16 protein-coding genes and 1 pseudogene are annotated in these 19,913 nt (G+C 43.5%); all 17 read right to left on the bottom strand.

What is annotated here, in order from left to right; all coding sequences use genetic code 11:
- Positions 1-184: 184 nt before the first annotated feature.
- On the bottom strand, positions 185-1,348 hold the full coding sequence (gene dnaJ, locus B5G33_RS05005) for a molecular chaperone DnaJ (protein ID WP_087416926.1): 1,164 nt from the start codon (positions 1,346-1,348) through the stop codon (positions 185-187).
- A gap of 79 nt (positions 1,349-1,427) precedes the next feature.
- Positions 1,428-3,302 carry a molecular chaperone DnaK gene (gene dnaK / locus B5G33_RS05000; protein ID WP_087269911.1) on the bottom strand — a complete coding sequence of 625 codons (1,875 nt, stop codon included), beginning with the start codon at positions 3,300-3,302 and terminating at the stop codon, positions 1,428-1,430.
- Between the two features lie 112 nt (positions 3,303-3,414).
- Complete coding sequence (gene grpE, locus B5G33_RS04995) at positions 3,415-4,050, bottom strand: nucleotide exchange factor GrpE (protein WP_191386568.1); 636 nt, start codon at positions 4,048-4,050, stop codon at positions 3,415-3,417.
- A gap of 47 nt (positions 4,051-4,097) precedes the next feature.
- A complete protein-coding gene (gene hrcA / locus B5G33_RS04990; protein ID WP_087269905.1) occupies positions 4,098-5,144 on the bottom strand; it encodes a heat-inducible transcriptional repressor HrcA in 1,047 nt (348 codons plus the stop codon).
- 95 nt (positions 5,145-5,239) lie between these two features.
- Positions 5,240-7,225: an excinuclease ABC subunit UvrB gene (gene uvrB, locus B5G33_RS04985; RefSeq protein WP_087416924.1), complete on the bottom strand. Its 1,986-nt coding sequence runs from the start codon at positions 7,223-7,225 to the stop codon at positions 5,240-5,242.
- Positions 7,226-7,571: 346 nt separating this feature from the next.
- Positions 7,572-7,766: a hypothetical protein gene (locus B5G33_RS04980; RefSeq protein WP_087416923.1), complete on the bottom strand. Its 195-nt coding sequence runs from the start codon at positions 7,764-7,766 to the stop codon at positions 7,572-7,574.
- A gap of 57 nt (positions 7,767-7,823) precedes the next feature.
- Complete coding sequence (locus tag B5G33_RS04975) at positions 7,824-8,486, bottom strand: hypothetical protein (RefSeq protein ID WP_087269896.1); 663 nt, start codon at positions 8,484-8,486, stop codon at positions 7,824-7,826.
- Complete coding sequence (locus B5G33_RS04970) at positions 8,479-9,291, bottom strand: ImmA/IrrE family metallo-endopeptidase (protein WP_158229579.1); 813 nt, start codon at positions 9,289-9,291, stop codon at positions 8,479-8,481. Before B5G33_RS04970 ends, B5G33_RS04975 begins: the two co-directional genes overlap by 8 nt.
- Positions 9,292-9,340: 49 nt before the next feature.
- Positions 9,341-9,664 carry a helix-turn-helix domain-containing protein gene (locus B5G33_RS04965; protein ID WP_072525204.1) on the bottom strand — a complete coding sequence of 108 codons (324 nt, stop codon included), beginning with the start codon at positions 9,662-9,664 and terminating at the stop codon, positions 9,341-9,343.
- A 703-nt stretch (positions 9,665-10,367) separates the two neighbouring features.
- Positions 10,368-10,580: pseudogene (locus B5G33_RS04960) on the bottom strand (DEAD/DEAH box helicase family protein); the annotation flags it as partial.
- A gap of 301 nt (positions 10,581-10,881) precedes the next feature.
- On the bottom strand, positions 10,882-11,370 hold the full coding sequence (locus B5G33_RS04955) for a DUF2798 domain-containing protein (RefSeq protein WP_087416921.1): 489 nt from the start codon (positions 11,368-11,370) through the stop codon (positions 10,882-10,884).
- Between the two features lie 291 nt (positions 11,371-11,661).
- The gene (locus B5G33_RS04950; RefSeq protein ID WP_087416920.1) at positions 11,662-13,041 is read right to left on the bottom strand and encodes a DHHW family protein; all 1,380 of its coding nucleotides are present in this window, start codon (positions 13,039-13,041) and stop codon (positions 11,662-11,664) included.
- 34 nt (positions 13,042-13,075) lie between these two features.
- Positions 13,076-13,552 (bottom strand): hypothetical protein, encoded by a 477-nt coding sequence (locus B5G33_RS04945; RefSeq protein WP_140403116.1) that lies wholly within the window; start codon positions 13,550-13,552, stop codon positions 13,076-13,078.
- 260 nt (positions 13,553-13,812) lie between these two features.
- Positions 13,813-15,546: an ABC transporter ATP-binding protein gene (locus tag B5G33_RS04940; protein WP_087269878.1), complete on the bottom strand. Its 1,734-nt coding sequence runs from the start codon at positions 15,544-15,546 to the stop codon at positions 13,813-13,815.
- A gap of 146 nt (positions 15,547-15,692) precedes the next feature.
- Positions 15,693-17,423 carry a S8 family peptidase gene (locus tag B5G33_RS04935; RefSeq protein ID WP_087269875.1) on the bottom strand — a complete coding sequence of 577 codons (1,731 nt, stop codon included), beginning with the start codon at positions 17,421-17,423 and terminating at the stop codon, positions 15,693-15,695.
- Positions 17,424-17,600: 177 nt separating this feature from the next.
- Positions 17,601-18,362: a formate/nitrite transporter family protein gene (locus tag B5G33_RS04930; protein WP_087269872.1), complete on the bottom strand. Its 762-nt coding sequence runs from the start codon at positions 18,360-18,362 to the stop codon at positions 17,601-17,603.
- A gap of 114 nt (positions 18,363-18,476) precedes the next feature.
- A partial coding sequence (locus tag B5G33_RS04925; protein ID WP_087416919.1) for a formate--tetrahydrofolate ligase occupies positions 18,477-19,913 on the bottom strand: 1,437 nt, incomplete at its 5' end.

Genomic DNA, 19,913 nt, shown 5'->3' with positions numbered 1-19,913 from the left:
TTCCTTTTTCTGATTTATCTTTCTTTGTATTTATGCTCAAATGAGCCCACAGAGTTCGCCTCTGGCCTCATGTTATTATAGAAGAAAAAATTTCAAATTGCAACAGGGCTTCTCTTCAAAAAAAAGAACGCTGCATCTATCTCAAAAAGAAATCTATGCAGCGTGTTCTTCCTGTCATTGGAGATTAATTTTCAAACATATCTTTCAGCTTCTCACCGAATTTTTTCTTTTTTTCACCGCCTGACGGCCTGTTACCGCAAGCCGCATCAAATTTACGCAGAGCTTCCTTAGCTTCCTCGTTCAATTTGGCAGGCACTTGTACTACCAGGGTCACATAGTGATCTCCTCTTACATTTTTATTTCTCAGAGAAGGCACTCCTTTTCCTTTCAGCCGCACTTTTGTATCGGTCTGAGTCCCCGGTTTTATGTCATACATTACATCGCCGTCTACAGTGCTGATCCGCACTTCTCCTCCCAGAGCTGCCTGAGCAAAGGTAATGGGCGCTGTAGAGAATATGTTCATATCCTGTCTCTGGAAAATCGGATGGCGGGCAACCACTACTTCCACCATCAGATCCCCTCTTGGTCCGCCGTTGGTTCCCGGCTCGCCTTTCTCCCGGATACGGATGCTCTGTCCGTTGTCGATACCTGCCGGTATAGTCACCTTGATCTTCTTGCGGTTGGAAATAAATCCGGTTCCACGGCAGTCCGGACACTTATCTTTTATCACTTTTCCGGTTCCATGACAGTCCGGACAGGTCTGAACATTCTGAATGGTTCCAAACATGGACTGCTGTGTATATACCACCTGGCCGGTTCCGTGACATTTAGAACAGGTCTCTGGTGAAGTTCCCGGCTTTGCCCCTGTACCATGACAGGTTTCACAGGTATCCTTCAAAGTAAGGTCCAGCTCTTTTTCACAGCCGAATACGGCTTCCTCAAAAGTAATCCTTACAGAAGCATGTACATTGGCACCTTTCATAGGGCCATTATTAGGTCTCCGTCTTCCGCCGCCGAAAAGATCCCCGAAAATATCGCCGAAAATGTCGCCCATATCTCCGCCGCTGAAACCTCCGAAGCCGCCAAATCCGTCAAATCCTCCGGCTCCGCCGCCTCCCTGTTCAAAGGCCGCATGGCCGAACTGGTCATACTGTCGTCTTTTCTGGGGGTCGCTTAATACACTGTATGCCTCTGTAGCCTCTTTAAATTTTTTCTCTGCCTCTTTATCTCCCGGATTCACATCCGGATGATACTTCTTGGCAAGCTTCCGGTAGGCACTTTTTATTGCAGACTCGTCTGCTCCCCGGTCCACGCCCAGGACTTCATAGTAATCTCTTTTATCTGCCATTGGTCTTTTCCCTTTCTACACACAAGCATGGGATGCCCGAAAACACCCCATGCTTTTCTATTGCTTTTTATGTCCCGGATTAAACTTCTCTGTAGTCTCCGTCTACCACATCATCGCCGTATGCTTCATTTCCGCTGTCCTGAGAACCTGTTCCTGCTCCTGGATTTGGTCCTGCCTGCTGTGCACTCTGCGCCTGCTCATACATTTTTGCGAAAAGTTTCTGAGCGCTCTGCATCAGTTTCTCTTTTCCAGCTTTCAGTTCTTCTACCTGAGCATCTGTGATCTCATCTGTATTGGAACATTTTGCCAGAGTTTCTTTCAGTGCATTCAGATCTGCTTCTACGGCAGTCTTGTCGTTTGCATCAATCTTATCCCCAGCTTCTTCCATGGCTTTCTCTGTCTGGAATACCATAGCGTCTGCATCATTCTTTGTATCTACAGCTTCTTTACGTTTCTTATCCTGAGCTTCGTATTCAGCAGCCTCTCTTACAGCCTTATCGATCTCATCATCAGACATGTTAGAACCTGCAGTAATGGTAATGTGCTGTTCTTTTCCTGTTCCCAGATCCTTTGCAGAAACATTAACAATACCGTTTGCATCGATATCAAAGGTAACTTCGATCTGAGGAACGCCTCTTCTTGCTGGCGGAATTCCATCCAGACGGAACTGTCCAAGGGATTTGTTATCTCTTGCAAACTGTCTCTCACCCTGTACTACGTTGATATCTACAGCAGTCTGATTGTCTGCTGCTGTGGAGAAGATCTGGCTCTTCTTGGTAGGAATTGTTGTATTTCTCTCGATCAGTCTTGTAGCGATACCTCCCATGGTCTCGATTGACAGTGACAGCGGAGTAACATCCAGCAGAAGGATATCTCCTGCACCTGCGTCTCCTGCCAGCTTTCCACCCTGTACAGCAGCACCCAGAGCAACACATTCATCTGGGTTCAGAGTCTTGCTTGGCTCTTTTCCTGTCAGCTGTTTTACTTTATCCTGTACAGCGGGAACACGGGTAGAACCGCCAACTAACAGTACCTGGCCCAGTTCAGAAGCACTTAGTCCAGCATCAGAAAGAGCACGTTTTACAGGTTCTGCAGTCTTCTCTACCAAGTCGTGTGTCAGCTCATCGAATTTTGCTCTTGTCAGATCCATATCAAAGTGAAGAGGTCCGTTGGCATTCATGCTGATAAATGGCAGGTTGATGTTAGTTGTTGTAGCGGAAGACAGCTCTTTCTTTGCTTTTTCTGCTGCTTCTTTGATACGCTGCATAGCCATCTTATCTGTAGAAAGGTCAACCCCTTCTTTCTTCTTGAATTCAGAAATCATATAGTCAGCAACCTTCTGGTCGAAATCATCGCCGCCCAGATGGTTATTACCTGCTGTAGACAGAACTTCGATAACGCCGTCGCCAATTTCAATGATGGAAACATCAAAGGTACCGCCGCCTAAGTCGTATACCATGATCTTCTGCTCTTTCTCATTGTCCAGTCCATAAGCCAGAGCTGCTGCAGTAGGCTCGTTGATGATACGTTTTACCTCCAGGCCTGCAATCTTACCTGCATCCTTGGTAGCCTGACGCTGTGCATCGTTGAAATAAGCCGGAACTGTGATAACAGCCTCTGTAACTTTCTCGCCCAGATAGTTCTCAGCATCTGCCTTCATTTTCTGAAGGATCATTGCGGAAATTTCCTGAGGAGAGTATTTTTTCTCATCAATGGCAACTCTGTAGTCTGTACCCATATGTCTCTTGATAGAGGAAATAGTCTTGTCAGCGTTAGTAACAGCCTGACGTTTTGCAGGCTCACCTACAAGTCTCTCTCCTGATTTTGTAAAAGCTACAACGGAAGGTGTTGTTCTTGCGCCTTCTGCATTTGGAATAACTGTTGGCTGTCCGCCTTCCATAACGGCTACACAGCTGTTTGTAGTACCTAAGTCAATACCTATGATCTTGCTCATGATAACTCCTCCTTGAATCATTTCTATTGTTAGTTATTATTGGCTGTTTATAAGATAAAATCCTTCAGGATCTCTCCTGGATATAAAATTGGTTATGGTTCCGGCTCCTGTCTTAATTGGCAACCTTCACCATGCTGTGACGGATCACTGTGTCCTTGTAGGTATAACCTTTCTGGAACTCTTCCACCACTACATTCTCTCCGGCTTCTTCATCTTCCACATGCATCACAGCATTATGATAATCCGGATTGAATTCCTGGCCTACAGATTCAATGGCCTTAACCCCCATCCCTTCAAATGAGGAAAGGAGCTGGCGGTAAATCTTGTTCATTCCATCTACAAAAGGACTTTCCTTTTCTTCTTCCGGAACCGCAGCCAGACCTCTTTCAAAGTTATCCACAACAGGAAGGATCTTTTCAATCACTTCTCTGGCTCCGATTTCATACATGGAAGCTTTTTCCTTCTCTGTACGTTTTCTGAAGTTGTCAAATTCCGCCATCTGCCGCTTAACCATATCGGTAAGCTCTTCTATTTTTTCATCTTTTTTGTCTTTTTTCTTTTTTCCGAAGAATCCCTTTTTTTCCGGTTCCTTCTTGCTGTCTTCAGAAGAAGCCTCTGTATCTTCCGGGCTTTCCGTCTCTTCAGCCTGATCCTGATTTTCCGCTTCTTCCATTTTCTCTGCTGCTTTTTCGTCATCCTCTTTCAGGATATCCTCTGTTTGGTCCGGAGAAACGTTTTCATCTTCCATGGAATTGAATTCTTTCTTTTCTTCTGCCACGAATTCTTACCACCTTTCTACGTTTTCTTAAATATATTGTCCAATTGATTTTTTAAGGTTTTCAAATTATCCATTACATTTTCATAATCCATCCGCTTGGGACCTATGATTCCGATAGTTCCCTGCATGCCGCCGCCCAGATCATAGGTGGCTGTCACTACGCTGCAGTCCTTCATGGTCTTCACCGGACTCTCATTTCCGATATAAACCTGAATACCGGTGTTCTCACTATCCTTTTCGTTATCCATCGTATCCTTTACGAACTCTGCCAAAGCTTCTTTCTCTTCAAAGGCGGAAATCAATTCGCTGGCCTTGGAAGAATCTGCAAGCTCCGGATACTTGAAAATGTTTGTTGCACCGCTGGTATAAATCTCCATCTCTTCATCATCTACCGCAATAGCCTGAGCTACTGCATCGATCACGCTGCTGATCACCTCGCTGTGGATTCCCGCCTGTTCCTTCATACGGGAAATCATTGCCAGATTGATCTCTTCAATGGAAAGTCCATTGAGCTGTGTATTCAGAAGAAGATTTAATTTCAGCACTGTTTCTTCATCCATTGGTTCCCGAAGTTCAATAATGTGGTTCTTCACAAGATTTCCTTCTACCACCACCACTGCCAAAAGCTGTGTTTCTGTTACTCTGGACAGCTGGATGAATTTTAATTTGTTCCGATGATAAGTTGGACCCGTGATCATAGTTGCATAGTTGGTATTGGAAGCCAGGATTTTTACTACCTGCTTTAACACCTTTTCCATTTTGTCTGTCTTTTCTATCATCAGATCTTTAATCTCTGCTACTTCTTTGTCCTTCTCTTTCATAAGCTCATCTACATAGAGACGATAGCCCAAATCCGAAGGAATCCGCCCTGCCGATGTATAAGGCTGGATAATATATCCCAGCTCCTCTAAGTCAGACATTTCATTGCGGATGGTTGCGGAGCTAAGATTCAAGTCCGTATACTTGGAAATTGTTCTGGAACCTACCGGCTCACCGGTTTCCAAATAGGTCTGGATAATGGCTTTCAGAATTTTTCGTTTTCTTTCATCTAATTCGTTTTCCATTCCATCTTTCGCTCCTTTCTTTTGTAGTTGTTAGCACTCGTTGTGGTGGAGTGCTAACATCTATGTTCTTAAGATAGCACCACTGAAAATATTTGTCAAGTGATTTCTTCTAAATTTTTCTTTAGCTCTATCATCTTGTCCCTGAGTTCCGCTGCCATCTCGAAATTCAGGTCTGCAGCAGCAGCTCTCATCTGCTTTTCTACATCCTTAACCAGCTTCTCCAGCTCCTTCCTGCTCATGGACTCTGGATCTTTCATCATCTTATCTTCCGTCTCAGCTACGGCCTTCGAAATACTGATCAGATCCCGGACTGCTTTCTTAATTGTGGTAGGCGTAATGCCATGTTCTTCATTATACCTTTGCTGCAGACTCCTGCGGCGCATAGTCTCATCAATAGCAATCCGCATAGAGTCTGTCATCACATCTGCATACATGATAACCCGGCCTTCGGCATTTCTGGCCGCACGTCCGATAGTCTGTATCAGAGAAGTTTCAGATCTTAAAAATCCCTCTTTATCTGCGTCCAGGATTGCCACCAAAGTAATTTCCGGAATATCCAGACCTTCCCTCAGCAGATTGATTCCTACCAGCACGTCAAATACATTCAGGCGCATATCCCGAATAATCTGGGTTCTCTCCAGGGTATCAATATCCGAGTGGAGATATTTCACCCGGATTCCCAGATCTTTCATATAGTCTGTAAGATCCTCAGCCATTCGCTTAGTCAAAGTAGTGATCAGGATTTTGTTTCCTTTCTCTACTTCTTTATTTACCTCTCCTACCAGGTCATCAATCTGCCCCTCTACTGGCCGCACCTCAACCATAGGGTCCAGAAGTCCTGTAGGACGAATGATCTGCTCTGCCCGAAGAAGCTCATGCTCTTCCTCATATTCTCCCGGAGTGGCAGATACAAAAAGAATCTGGTCAATCTTGCTTTCAAATTCCTCAAAGTTTAAAGGCCGGTTATCTTTTGCTGAAGGCAGTCGGAATCCATAATCCACCAGAGTCTGCTTTCTGGACTGGTCTCCTGCAAACATACCCCGGATCTGAGGAACGGTTTTATGAGACTCATCTATAATAATAAGGAAGTCGTCACCAAAATAATCGATCAGCGTATATGGCGGCTGCCCCGGCTCTAGCCCTGCCAGATGCCTGGAATAATTCTCCACTCCAGAACAGAAGCCTGTTTCCTTCAGCATTTCTATATCGAAGTTTGTCCGCTCTGCAATCCTCTGAGCTTCCAGCAGCTTGTCCTCACTTTTGAAATACTCTACTCTTTCCTTCAGTTCTTCCTCAATAGCATCTGCTGCCTTCAGGATTTTTTCCATAGGCACAACGTAATGAGAGGCTGGGAAAATTCCAATATGATTTAAAGACCTTTTTATCTCCCCTGTCAGCACATCAATCTCTGTGATACGGTCAATCTCATCTCCGAAGAACTCTACTCTCACTGCTGTATCGCTGTAATCCGCCGGGAATATCTCCACCACATCTCCCCGTACCCGGAAGGTTCCCCTGTGGAAATCCATCTCATTTCTGTCATACTGGATGTCGATCAGCTCCCGGATTACCTCATCCCGGTCCTTCTCCATGCCAGGGCGGAGAGAAATGATCATATTCTGGTAATCATCAGGGCTTCCGATACCATATATACAGGAAACGCTGGAAACAATGATCACATCTTTCCTCTCACTTAAAGCCGCAGTAGCTGAAAGACGGAGCTTGTCAATCTCATCATTTACTGCAGAGTCCTTGGCAATGTAAGTGTCTGAGGAAGGGACATAGGCTTCCGGCTGGTAGTAGTCATAATAGGAGACAAAATACTCCACTGCGTTATCAGGGAACATCTCCTTAAATTCTCCGTACAACTGAGCGGCCAGTGTTTTATTATGGGCAATGACCAGTGTGGGTTTCTGCAACTGCTCGATCACGTTGGCCATCGTAAACGTCTTTCCAGAACCCGTAACCCCTAGTAAAGTCTGGCATTGATTGCCTTCCCGGAACCCTTTTACAAGCGCCTCGATTGCCTGCGGCTGGTCGCCGGTAGGCTGATACGGGGCCTTTAAAACGAATTTATCCATAGCAAAATCTCTCCTTTGTGACTTTTGATACGTTCAATATCAGCCACCCTCAAAAAATTCATTCGTAACGAAAATGTCAAAATAATAGCCTTATAGGACTCCATTACGAATCCAGAAAGGCAAAAGTCACATTACGCAGTATCCTTTAGGAAAACACTTTTTTGAGGACTAAATAACACAAGATAGCATTAACGAGCATGGCAGTCAGTTTTGTATATGCCTGTCTCTGCCCTTTCGGACATTATAGCAAAGATAATGATAAAAGTATATAGGTCGAAAAGCAAAAAAAGTACAAATGTTCGGGTGTACATCTGTATTTTTTTATGGTTTCTTCTTTATATTGTTGTCATGCTGCCATTAAATATTCCTCGGCTGCCTCGTCTATTTCCTTTAGATCGGAGTAATCATAGTATTTCTCTTCCCGGCTTTCCGGAAGAACTTCTTCCATAAATGGTTCAATAGCATATAAGCAATCTTCAATAATTTCAGCAGTATCCCCATAGACGTCTGCTGATATAATCTCTTTTGAATACCCTAACATATGTGATATGACTACTATGTACTGCTATTCAATTTTATTCCTATTGTTCATATGTCATTATGCATTTGAATGGGTCTCGTTCCATGCTTGCTTGACTTCGGATAATCTTGCCCTCTCCTTAACCTCCAAAACCACTTTTTCCAATTCCTTTTTAGAAAATGTAGTATCTTCCTTTTGTGCAATCATCATAATCAAGTCCACAACATTATATATATCCAAATTGTAGGAATTACTCGATATTTTTCTTTTCGCAACAGAACGAAGAAATTCAATATCTCCATCCTCTGAAAGAATGATCGGTAATCTCATAAAAAAGGCCATCAATATCATGTGAACGTCTCCCAAACTCATACCAGCTCGACGATATGTGTATATCGTTTGACCCTTTGGTATTGCCAGCTTTTCAATTCGCTTTTTTGACCCTTTTATTTCAAGATATTCCCTCATTTCCTCATACAGTTCTGGAAAATATTGTTCATACAGCTCAGCATCGTCCTCATCTTCTATGAATTCGCTGTACTCCGCTTTCCGAATAAATCCTTCCTCTATCAATTTATTAAACTGAGGGAATACATCTAATTCTTTCTCTGCAATATATGGGTGAACGACTGGTTTGTATTCTAAATCCACTAATACCTTTTTAAAAGCTTCAATGTTTTTTCCATTATTAGACAACTTGTTAAAAAAGCATGTATCAACTATTGCTTCTTTTTTACTCATTGTCCTTATCCCCTATATTAATCTCCAATTCATCTGTTTCAGGCATATCCACGATTTCTAAATCTCTTTTGATTCTTTTTACTAAAAAATCATCTATATTTTCTCGTGTTTCAGCCTCTTCTATTAATTCTCTAATTCCAGAAATGGTCTTTCTTCCTGTTCCCTTTTCCAGATAGGAATTTTGATACTGAGTCAGCAGTTCCACTAAATGTAATATTTCTTCTTCCTTAGATTCCAAAAAATCCGCTGCACTCTGTTGCATGAGTCCTACTTCTACTAATCTTCTTCTGACCGCTTCATATGGAACCATAAACGCATTCATCTGCATTACCATTACACGAACCAAATCATCTACTTTCACCTTTCCGCTTTTTATTCCCAATTCCTTCATGCTTTCCAAAAAAGATTGCTTGAATACCTCGGCAGGCATGAGAAGTTCTGCAGCGAATCTGTTTGTAATATTTTCTTCATCTTCTTCTGTCGGAAATCCAGAATATTCCATCATCTTCCAAACTTTATCAGATACTTCAAAAATATGTCCAAATTCATGTGCAGCAGCAAAAATCTGTTCTGCAATCGGTTTTGCAGTATTTATATACACAAAATCTTCTAATTCATTTTTTACTATTCTCTTAATATGAAAGCCACGATTTTTCTCATTCTCTAATGGATAGTAGATTACTGTGCAATTATCTTCTAATATGCCAAAAATATTATCCCTAATAGCTACATTCTTAATAATGCATTTGTCTTTTATATCAGAAACAATTTTCCGAATAACTTTGTCAATTTCTTTCCAATCCATAATACCACCTCTAGAAGAAAAGGCTGCACGAAAACCGTACAGCCTCATATTACATAGCTTCCTTTAAATCTACATATTCATCCAACAAGTCTAAAATTTTGTCTAAATTGTTTGTATCGCTAAATTCTTTCATATATTGCAATTCTGGAACAAATCTATCAGCTTCATAGTGAACTAATTCTTGCTTTGTTTTACCAAAAAATTCTGCAATCTTTCTCACTTCTGCAGGTGGTAGCATCAGCTTGCCTTCGAGAATTCTACACATATCTCTATATGAATAGTTCAACTTTTCAGCCAAATCTTCTCGACTAATTCCAGCGTTCTGCATTAACGTAAAAATATTAACGCCAATCTTCCTTCCTGTGTTAGCCATAATCTACCTCCTCATTACATCTACTATTGATCAACTATTATGTGCACAGTCTAACTATTATACATTTCTAATCAATAATAGTCAATGTTTTTCCGCTATTTTTGCAATCTAATTATACATTGAAGTTGCATGAAAAGCAATTGGCTTCAAATATTTTTAACAATTTTTTTTTATTTATTCACGAAAATAATCCTCTTTTACTATCTTATGTAAAAGAGGTAGCTTTAGCTTTCGCTACCTCTCCACTCTTTATTTCGTAAACATCAAATAAGAACGTATAGCGAAATCTTTAGGGTTTTCCTATAAACTTAGGATTAAAGTTTTTAGGGTTTACGCCAAAAACGGATTCCTTGGTAAAAGGATTCTGTCAATAACCGTTGATCTTCTAGTATAAAAGGCCGAAGGTTATTTTTCTATACACCGTTTTATTCGATGTATACTTAACATCACTTTCTCCTGTAGCAGTAATAACTGTCAAATACTTTGTTACCGAGGAGCGTAATATAGGGATTTCTTTTTCATATTCTTCGCCTTTAAACCCAATAACTTTTTACCATTACGAATTTTTCCTGCCAAAAGTCACAAAATAATCTTGTCCGCCTGGTATCATCCAGTCCGTTTGGTATCATTCTGTCCACAAAATCTGGACGAAACATCACGAAAAAGCTCCAGATATCCCCCATTTCACGACCCCGGCACACTAAGAGACAAAATACTCTACCGCGTTCTCAGGGAAGAACTCCTTAAACTCACTGTAGAGCTGTGCTGCCAGGGTTTTATTGTGGGCAATGATGAAGGTCGGCTTATTTAATTGCTGGATGACGTTTGCCATCGTGAAGGTTTTTCCGGAACCAGTGACGCCCAAAAGGGTTTCACACTGGTTGCCTTCCTTAAAGCCTTTGACCAGCTGCTCAATGGCCTGGGGCTAGTCACCGGTAGGTTTGTATTCTGATACTAATTCAAAATGATCCATGATAAACTCTCTCCTATTGAAAGCATTTTTTTCCCTTGGTATCATCCAGTTCCAGGGGGACTTATTTTTCTAATAGCCGCAGGTTCCATCGGGCAGGCACGTCTGGAACGATGATTACGTTTGATTCTGATGATCACAGGAATACTGCCTTTTACATAAACAGCGACGATATTGGATACCGTTGCTTTAATTCAGAATTGTCTTTTCGCACATTATAGCAAATAGAAAGGTAAAAGTATATAGCTCAGGCTGCCGGTGCTGTGGCACGTTCCCGTCCTTGTCTGAATATCTTTCCGAAAATCCACCTTACCAGAGGTCCTGCGTAAAAGATCTGCCAGCACAAAGCCATGGGAAAATTCCGCACAGATATCTGCAGCCAGTTGACGATCAGGTCACTGTTCACTCCCTGGAAAAGGACAGTTGCGATAAAGCTCATAATAGGACACATGAAACATACGGTGAGAGCAGAAATCACCAGGATCACAGCTATTGGCCTGTCTTTACCAGGTGTTACAATGCGGAAAGCCAGCCCCGGAACGATTCTTCCCACCACCAGCAGCTCCAGAATAAAGCCTGCGGCCACCATGATGGGAAACTCATGAAAGGCCAGAAGGAAGATCTGGTTGCTCATTTCTCCCTTGTCAAAGGCGATATTATATACCACCATGGCATAAACCATTACCATCACCATTAAAATCGTAAAAATAACTTCCTGAAATTTTGTTTTTGGCATTTTTAGTCCTCCTCTTTTTTATGGAACAAAAAAAGGCAGCGAGTTCTATTTCTGTAAAAGCAGCGGCGGCAGATACCTCTGCCGGGCCATTATAACTTTCGCTGCGATTACAGTTCTATAATCTCACTACCATTTTCATCTGATCCAATATTTTATTTTCTGTGATATTCTACCAAAAAATATGCTTTTGTGTAAGTATGCATTTTAATTTCAGCAGTTTGCCGGAGATTGGCTGTACTCTGACCAATCCATAGATATATCTTACGGATTTGCTTTCCAGAACCAGCCTTTTTACAGCAGCCCGGCTATAGTAGAAGCTACCTTGTCACTGCCTATAATGGTAATATTGTTCATAATGATCAGATCCTGAATATTCTTCTCTTTTACATAGTCTACCACATTTACATTGGCATACCGGAAGTCTACCACATAAACCGTCTCATAGTGATCCACCAGGAAGGGTACGAAGCAGTTGCCGTAAGATTCTTTCAGTACCAGACAGGAAGAACCGTCCCGGATCTCTGGATTTTCTATAATACTCAACGGTTTGTCGCCGCCGATATAACAGTAATATCCGGAGCTTTGGTCCCAGGCACTCACGTCTTCGATAATGTTCCACTGATACTCTGTGCCGTCTGTATCCCAATAGGTCATATCATTAGTTCCCATAGGCACATAAGCTTCCACCGTATCCGGGTTTTCTTCCATATCCTGGTTTTTCAGCTCCGTATAAAAAGTCCCAAGAAAAGGAGAAAATGTCATAGTATCAAAATCGGACAGTTCATGGGGTTGGATTCCCTTTTCCTCACAGAAATTCTGGTATACATAGTAGGCTCCCAGCTGGGTCCAGTGATGGTCTGTACGGAAATACAGATACTCGTCATTATGCTCTCTTAGTGTCTCAATCGTCTTCACCGGTTTTACTCCTTCGTAAAGACTGTGATAGTAGGAAATCGCCTGAGTCTGATCAGAACCTCCCAGACTTTCCAGCTCTTCTTCTGAGAGCATAGCTCCTGAGTTATTGGGCACCAGAATAGAATATACATCGGCCTGGCCCTCCAGCTCCCTGGCCGCCTGATTCAAGGCCTGGGCATAAGTTTCCGCAGCGCTCTGGCTGTAGTAATAAACACTGTAGGCAGCTCCATTTTTCACATATAAGCCCTGTTGGATCTGATTCTGGATCTCAGCCTCCATCTCTTTGCTGTCCGGAGCACTTACCGGCTCTTTCTTTTCTTCTGCGCCTGTATCTTCACCTGTATTTTCTTCCCGGAGGATTTCTTCCCTCTCTGTCTCATCTGCCGTATCTGCCTTGGCCGTCTCTGTAGGAATCTCATCACCCTGCTGGTGACCGCCTACCATCATGGTGGAAGTAGTGACCCCGTAAGCAGATTTCAAGGTCTGATCTGCAGCTATCAATCTATCTCTCATGGGATAAGTATCCGAATACCACAAAGAAACCTCTGTAAAAAAGGAACCGTCCCAAAGAGAGCTCAGCGTCAGCTTGGGAAATTTTGTCAATTCTCTTTTTTCCACTGTGGAAGTGCCTGGTCGAAAGAAAAACAGCAGGCCCACAATTCCGCCTAAGAGCATAAGCCCAGCAAAAATCCTGACACTCAGATTTCTGAACTTCACGATGATTTTTTTCTGGTTTTTTGTATATTTTCTCTTCATATATCTTTCCTCATCTTCTCATTTGCCTGGTTTTTTAAAACTGGAAATATAAAAACGGATTGTAGCTGGCCCCGATCAGTGAAAGGACTGACAAAATCAGCAGCAGCGGCGGTGTAAGCAATTCCAGAACATTAAAAATCATGAACACTGCCTCATTGGTCTTTCCCGTCTCAAAAAGAAACCGCCGGACATTTTTTCCCAAGGATGTAACGCTTATCACCGCAAAGATCAGGAAGAAAAGATTTCCCATAAACACCGTAGAAACTTCCAGTCCCGCAAATCCTGATGTACCGATTCCGAAAAGCCCCAGAAGTCCCAGCAGGAGAACGCACTCCAGGATCATATACATTTTCCGGATCCTCTGGTTCCCCCCTTCCTGGATCCGGACACCGCAGAACCAGCTGATAAAGGTTTCCCCCACCAGCAGGATCAGAAACCGAGGTCCTCCCCAGGCATAAAAAATAAGTGAAAAAATAAGGAGAACCTGATTTTTATACTTTTTGTCAACCAAAAAATATATCACCAGGTTCAATACTAAAAATACGAAAACAAATAATAAACTTGAAAATACCATATCTTTTTCTTTTCTCCCCGTTCTTTATGCAGAACTGACTTTTTCGTCAAAATCCGACACTAAAAACAGTATATCCCAGAGAAAACCCTTCTCGCAAGATATTAGCATTTTTGGTAGTTATTTCTGCAAAATCTGCATTTTATCACAGATACCCGTCTGCTGACATGCCCTCCATACATCAGCTTTTACAGAAATTTTTAAGCAAAAGACAGCTTATACAGGCTGCTGTAAATTCCATCTTTTTTCATCAGCTCTTCATGGGTTCCTTCCTCAGCGATGCCTTCCTCTGTCAGGACCAGGATCCGCTGAGCTTTTCGTATGGTGGAAAGACGATGTGCGATAACAAAAGTTGTCCGGTTCTTTGCCAGTTCCTCCAGGGACTTCTGGACTATTTTCTCGCTTTCGTTATCAAGAGCCGAAGTAGCCTCGTCAAAAATCAGGACCGGCGGATTTTTCAGAAAGACTCTTGCAATAGAAATCCTCTGTTTCTGCCCTCCGGAAAGTTTTACCCCTCTCTGACCAATGTCTGTATCATATCCATTCTCCAGTTCCATGATAAATTCATGAGCATTGGCGGCTTTTGCCGCCCGGATAACCTCTTCGTCTGAAGCCTCCGGTTTTCCATAACGGATATTTTCCATAACCGTTCCCGCAAAAAGATACACATCTTGCTGTACGATCCCGATATGGCTGCGCAGACTCTGAAGCTTCAGATTCCGGATGTCTTCACCATCCAGAAGTACTCTTCCTTCTGTCACATCATAAAATCTTGGGATCAGGCTGCAAAGAGTGGTCTTTCCAGCCCCTGAACTGCCTACCAGAGCCACATATTCTCCTGCTTTTACCTGAAGATTTACATGACTTAATACCTTTTCCTTATTTCCTTCATAAGCAAAAGATACATTTTCGAAGTCAATTTCCCCCTTTACTTCCGTAAGCTCTCTGGCATCTATCCGGTCCTTGATATCCGGCGCCACCGCCATAATCTCCAGGAAGCGGGAATAACCGCTGTACCCGTTCTGAAACTGCTCTGTAAAAGTGATCAGCTTCTTCACCGGATCGGTAAGATTGTTGATATAAAGAAGGGCCGTCACAAGATCCTCTACCGGCATCTCTCCTCTGGTAAGAAAAAATGCCCCTGCCAGCAGCACAGAAATGGTGATCAGGGTAGTAAATGCTCCCATTCCGGAGTTATAGCCTCCCATATATTTATAGCTCAGCTTCTTAGAGTCCACAAATCTCTCGTTTCCTCTCCGGAATTTTTCCATCTCCTGCTTCTCATTAGCAAAAGACTTCACCACCCGGATTCCTGAAAGGCTGTCCTCGATCTGTGTATTGATATCTGCGATCCTGGCCCGGTTCTCCTTAAAAGCAGTTTTCATCTTTCTGTTAAAGACAACCGCATAGAGGATCAAAAAGGGGACAAAAAGAAAAGCCGCCAAAGCCAGCCTTACGTTCACCAGCATAAGAATAATAAAAGCCCCCAGGAATTTAATAATAGAGATCACCAGATCTTCCGGTCCATGGTGCAGAAGCTCACTGATATCAAACAAGTCCGCCGTGATCCTGGAAAGCAAATGTCCCACCTTCTGATTGTCGTAAAAAGCAAAAGACAATTTCTGATAATGGCCGAAGATTTCATTACGCATATCACGCTCAATCCTGGCTCCCATAATATGTCCGTAATAAGCAATATAAAAATTGCAAAACGCCTCTACCAGTACCAGGAGGACCATAAAAATCCCCAGTTTTACGATCATACCGGTAGCCCTCTCTACAGGCAGGTTTACAATATTACTGGTAATATACCGGACAATAAGCGGGATCACCAGCGTAATGGCCGCTCCCAGTATGGCAAAAAACATATCCGAAAAAAACAGCCCCTTATAAGGCTTGTAATATCCCCCAAGCTTCTTTAGTGTTTTCAGCATTTTTCTTCTCCTTCAATAAATGATCTGTTTATCATAAATAACTATATCTTTCTCTATGATTTTTCTCAAAAGATATGTCCGCTATTTATGAATCGCTGTATTAGTATACTCCCGGCAGTTTTTCTTTGCAACGGATATTTCCAGGTTTATACCGGAAAACTGTCCCTCAGACACAGAAACCCAAAGCCGGTCTCTGGATTCGGATAAGTTCCTCCGGGAAGCCGTCTGGCTCCCCTTCTCAAATAGGCCTTTACTTTTTCTCCATACAGATAAGGGTCCTGTCCTCTGATGATCCCCCATTCCATCATCAGAGCTGCACTCCCCGTAACAAAAGGCGCTGCAAAAGAAGTACCTGTTCTTGCCCCGTATCCGCCTCCCGGCACAGTAGTAAGGATATCTACTCCCGGAGCTGCCAAATCCGGTTTAATTTCCCTGTTTACTCTGGTATATCCCCTTCCAGAAAACTCCATATTGGACAGCAGCCTTGAGTTATAAGCCCCCACAGAAACAATTTTTCTGGATGTTGAAGGAATAGTCAGAGTAGTATCTGCCGTAGGAAAAGGAAACCTGGTATCTTCATTCAATACACCGCCGCCTGGAAGCCACAGGTCAAAGTTTCCCTCCACAATCCTTTCCGGTATCAGCAAAAGCCTCCAGGTACCGCTGTCCACATAGCTGTCCTTAGGAATCCACTCTATATATATTTCCTGAGAAATGCTATAAGGGCTGGGTTCTCCATAATAAATCAGTATTTCTGTATTTCCTATAGAGAATCTCTGAGGCCCCAGTATTTCCTGAAATGGTCCCACTCTCTGTCCATTTGGGTGTATCAGAGCAATCTCTGCCTGATCTACGTATTGCTTCCACAGCTGCACATTCACTCCGGTCTCATACTCTCCTACATTCAGCTGCACATAGGTTTTTTTCCCCTCCTGCAAAAGCCCGGAAGTATGCAGAGCTTCTCCTCCCTCATTTCCTGTTCCTACACAGATCACATTTCTCCCCAGGTCTGAAACACTGTCTATATAAACCTCTATAAGGGATTCTCCACTGTGAGAGCCATAATTATTTCCAAAACTGAGATTCAGGGCCAGAGGCATATTCCATTCTAAAGACTGGCGGATCAGATAATCAATTCCCTGAATGAGCTCTGTAGTCCGTGGAAAACCACCCTGCCGGGGATTCCCTAATTTTACTGCCATTATACTGCTCTCATAAGCAACTCCCCGATTCACTCCTCTTGAAGCCCTTCCGTTTCCTGCCGCAATTCCCATAACCCCCGTTCCGTGTCCGCTCAGATCACGGCTTGGCACAACTTCCTCTGTTTCTCCCTGAAGTATCCGGTCAATATCTTCCCCGGTAAATTCTGTGCCTGTCCGGTACCCCCTGGGCGGCCTTCCTGGAAGACTCTGATCCCACAGCCGCAGGATCCTGGTGCTGCCGTCCGGATTCCGGAAATCCGGATGGGTATAATCTATACCTGAATCTACACAGGCCACCAGCACTCCTTTCCCAGTAAGGGATATTCCCAGTGGCGAAAAATCACCCTGCACCACATTCATACAGGAAGCGCTTCTTCCCTGGCTTACAGCAAAAAAAAGATTTTTAGGCTTTTCTACATACTCAATCTGTTCTAACTGGGTCAGGGCATCTATCTGATCTTCCGGTACTGTTAGAATGGCAAATCCATTCAAAAGTTCCACCACTTCTACACTTTCATCCAGGACCTCCCTCAGATTTCCCGAATACTTTACAATAAGCTCCCAAGTATTTGCAGCCGAATCATATCCCACGTTAAGCTGAATGGATTTTTCTCTTTCCTCCGGGGTAGCGTCCAAAGCCAGGTTCAGTAAATTCTCCACCTTCTGATCCTGCATATATTCTCCGCCTTTCACTGGTCTACTGCGTTGTTAATCATATGTCCGCCCATCTCATAAAATACCGCTGCCAGAAGACTTTTCTCATAAAGAAAAGACAGTCCAAGTTTACTCAGACTGTCTATTCTATAGCAATGGAAGCCTGCGGAGTAGAGCTTCCAATATGCCCTCTCTATTCTATTTTTCTTTAGAAATCAGATGATAAGGCAGAGCCACAAATACAATGGCGCCTATCATGTTTCCTATTGTAGCAAGCAGAACATTATATACGTACTGGCCGATACTTACATATCCATTTGCCAGAGCCACACCGATAATGCTCATATTAGCAACACTATGCTCGAATCCGCAAACCATGAAGACGAAAATACACCAGAAGATCATGATCAGTTTTCCGGATTCTGTTTTCATCTTGGTTGCACACCATACGGCAAGGCAAACCAGGATATTACAGAGGATGGCTCTTGCCAGCAGAGGGATAGGCGCATATCCTACCTTGCCGGCTGCAATACTTCCAAAATATGCCGCTGTATCACCACTGGGAATTCCGGTTATCTGGAAAATGGCTACGCAGATCACAGATCCCACCAGGTTTCCGATCCAGCAAACCACCCACAGCTTTATGGTATCTGCCCAGCTTACCGCTTTTCTGAATGCTGCAGAAGACATTACGAAATTGTTTCCTGTAAACAGTTCTGCTCCCGCCATGACTACCAGGCTCAGAGCTGATGCAAAAGCAAAAGCCTGCACTGGTTTTGTCCAGGAAACAGCATCTCCTGCATTGATCACAGCACCAAGGGTAAAGGCAACAAAACTTCCGAAAGAGATAAACATGCCGGCAACCATTGCCGCAACAAAATACCCCAGAGGATTGTTCTTCAGAAAGTTGACCTTTCCCACACCTCCATTGACAACCGCCTTAAATTCATCTTTAAACATATGTAATTCGCTCCCTTCAAGCTGTCCTTGTAAAATGGGACTGCCGCACTAAACAAGTTTTGTTTAATACGGCAGTATCCCACTTATAAAAGAGAATATCTCCCTATGGCTGAATTAGAACAGGCCGGAAATCTTTCCTGTCTCATCTACATCAATACGCTCTGCTGCCGGAACTTTCGGAAGCCCAGGCATAGTCATGATCTCTCCTGTAAGAGCTACTACAAAGCCTGCTCCTGCGGAAATCTTCAGATTTCTGACAGTTACTTCAAAGTCTGTAGGCGCTCCCAGTTTTGTCTGGTCATCAGTTAAGCTGTACTGAGTCTTTGCTACACAGATCGGGCAGTTGCCAAATCCCTGTTTTTCAAGCTGCTGTGCCTGTTTCTGTGCATTGGCAGTAAGGACTACTCCCTTGCCTCCGTATACTTTCTGTACGATCTGGTTCAGCTTATCCTCAATGCTTCCTTCCAGTTCATAGGAATATGTAAAGTCGTTTGGTTCCTCTACCAGACGGATTACTTCTTTTGCCAGAGCGATTCCGCCTTCGCCGCCTTTTGCCCATACTTCAGACAGGGCTACATTTACGCCCAGCTCTTTACATTTCTGTTCTACCAGGTCAAGCTCTGCCTTGGTATCTGTTGGGAATGCGTTGATGGCAACTACACATGGCAGTTTGTATACATTCTTGATATTGCTTACATGTTTCAGCAGGTTTGGAAGTCCTTTTTCCAGTGCTTCCAGGTTCTCATTGTTCAGGTCAGCCTTTGGAACGCCGCCGTTGTATTTCAGAGCACGGACAGTCGCCACGATTACTACTGCATTTGGTGTCAGGCCTGCCATACGGCACTTGATATCCAGGAATTTCTCAGCTCCCAGGTCAGCGCCGAAGCCTGCTTCTGTGATGGCGTAGTCACCTAACTTCATAGCCATCTTTGTTGCGATCACAGAGTTACATCCATGAGCGATGTTTGCAAATGGTCCGCCGTGTACGATGGCAGGTACATGCTCCAGAGTCTGTACCAGGTTTGGTTTCAGAGCGTCTTTTAACAGTGCGCACATAGCGCCTTCTGCGTGAAGGTCATGAGCGGTAACCGGTTTCTCTTCAGATGCTTTTCCATATGTATAACCTACGATGATACGTCCCAGTCTTGCCTTCAGGTCTGTGATGTCGCTGGCCAGACACAGAACAGCCATGATCTCAGATGCAACAGTGATGTCATATCCGTCTTCTCTTGGCTTTCCATTTGTCTTGCCGCCTAAGCCGTCTACTACGAAACGGAGCTGACGGTCATTCATATCTACACATCTTCTCCAGGTGATCTTTCTTGGATCGATGTTTAATTCATTTCCCTGATAAATGTGGTTGTCCAGCATAGCTGCCAGCAGGTTGTTTGCTGCGCCGATAGCATGGAAGTCACCGGTGAAATGCAGGTTAATATCTTCCATAGGAACTACCTGTGCGTATCCGCCGCCTGCAGCGCCGCCCTTTACACCGAATACAGGTCCCAGGGATGGCTCACGAAGGGCAACCATAACTTTCTTGCCTAACTTCTG

Source organism: Blautia sp. An81, from assembly GCF_002161285.1.
GTDB classification, from domain to species: domain Bacteria; phylum Bacillota; class Clostridia; order Lachnospirales; family Lachnospiraceae; genus Blautia; species Blautia ornithocaccae.
This window is presented reverse-complemented; position numbering and strand designations above follow the sequence as displayed.

What these genes read in the sequence shown, in the direction of transcription:
- dnaJ (WP_087416926.1), bottom strand. Translation starts at nt 1,348, where the DNA reads ATGGCAGATAAAAGAGATTACTATGAAGTCCTGGGCGTGGACCGGGGA.
- dnaK (WP_087269911.1), bottom strand. Translation starts at nt 3,302, where the DNA reads ATGAGCAAGATCATAGGTATTGACTTAGGTACTACAAACAGCTGTGTA.
- grpE (WP_191386568.1), bottom strand. Translation starts at nt 4,050, where the DNA reads ATGGAAGATGAAAACGTTTCTCCGGACCAAACAGAGGATATCCTGAAA.
- hrcA (WP_087269905.1), bottom strand. Translation starts at nt 5,144, where the DNA reads ATGGAAAACGAATTAGATGAAAGAAAACGAAAAATTCTGAAAGCCATT.
- uvrB (WP_087416924.1), bottom strand. Translation starts at nt 7,225, where the DNA reads ATGGATAAATTCGTTTTAAAGGCCCCGTATCAGCCTACCGGCGACCAG.
- B5G33_RS04980 (WP_087416923.1), bottom strand. Translation starts at nt 7,766, where the DNA reads ATGTTAGGGTATTCAAAAGAGATTATATCAGCAGACGTCTATGGGGAT.
- B5G33_RS04975 (WP_087269896.1), bottom strand. Translation starts at nt 8,486, where the DNA reads ATGAGTAAAAAAGAAGCAATAGTTGATACATGCTTTTTTAACAAGTTG.
- B5G33_RS04970 (WP_158229579.1), bottom strand. Translation starts at nt 9,291, where the DNA reads ATGGATTGGAAAGAAATTGACAAAGTTATTCGGAAAATTGTTTCTGAT.
- B5G33_RS04965 (WP_072525204.1), bottom strand. Translation starts at nt 9,664, where the DNA reads ATGGCTAACACAGGAAGGAAGATTGGCGTTAATATTTTTACGTTAATG.
- B5G33_RS04955 (WP_087416921.1), bottom strand. Translation starts at nt 11,370, where the DNA reads ATGCCAAAAACAAAATTTCAGGAAGTTATTTTTACGATTTTAATGGTG.
- B5G33_RS04950 (WP_087416920.1), bottom strand. Translation starts at nt 13,041, where the DNA reads ATGAAGAGAAAATATACAAAAAACCAGAAAAAAATCATCGTGAAGTTC.
- B5G33_RS04940 (WP_087269878.1), bottom strand. Translation starts at nt 15,546, where the DNA reads ATGCTGAAAACACTAAAGAAGCTTGGGGGATATTACAAGCCTTATAAG.
- B5G33_RS04935 (WP_087269875.1), bottom strand. Translation starts at nt 17,423, where the DNA reads ATGCAGGATCAGAAGGTGGAGAATTTACTGAACCTGGCTTTGGACGCT.
- B5G33_RS04930 (WP_087269872.1), bottom strand. Translation starts at nt 18,362, where the DNA reads ATGTTTAAAGATGAATTTAAGGCGGTTGTCAATGGAGGTGTGGGAAAG.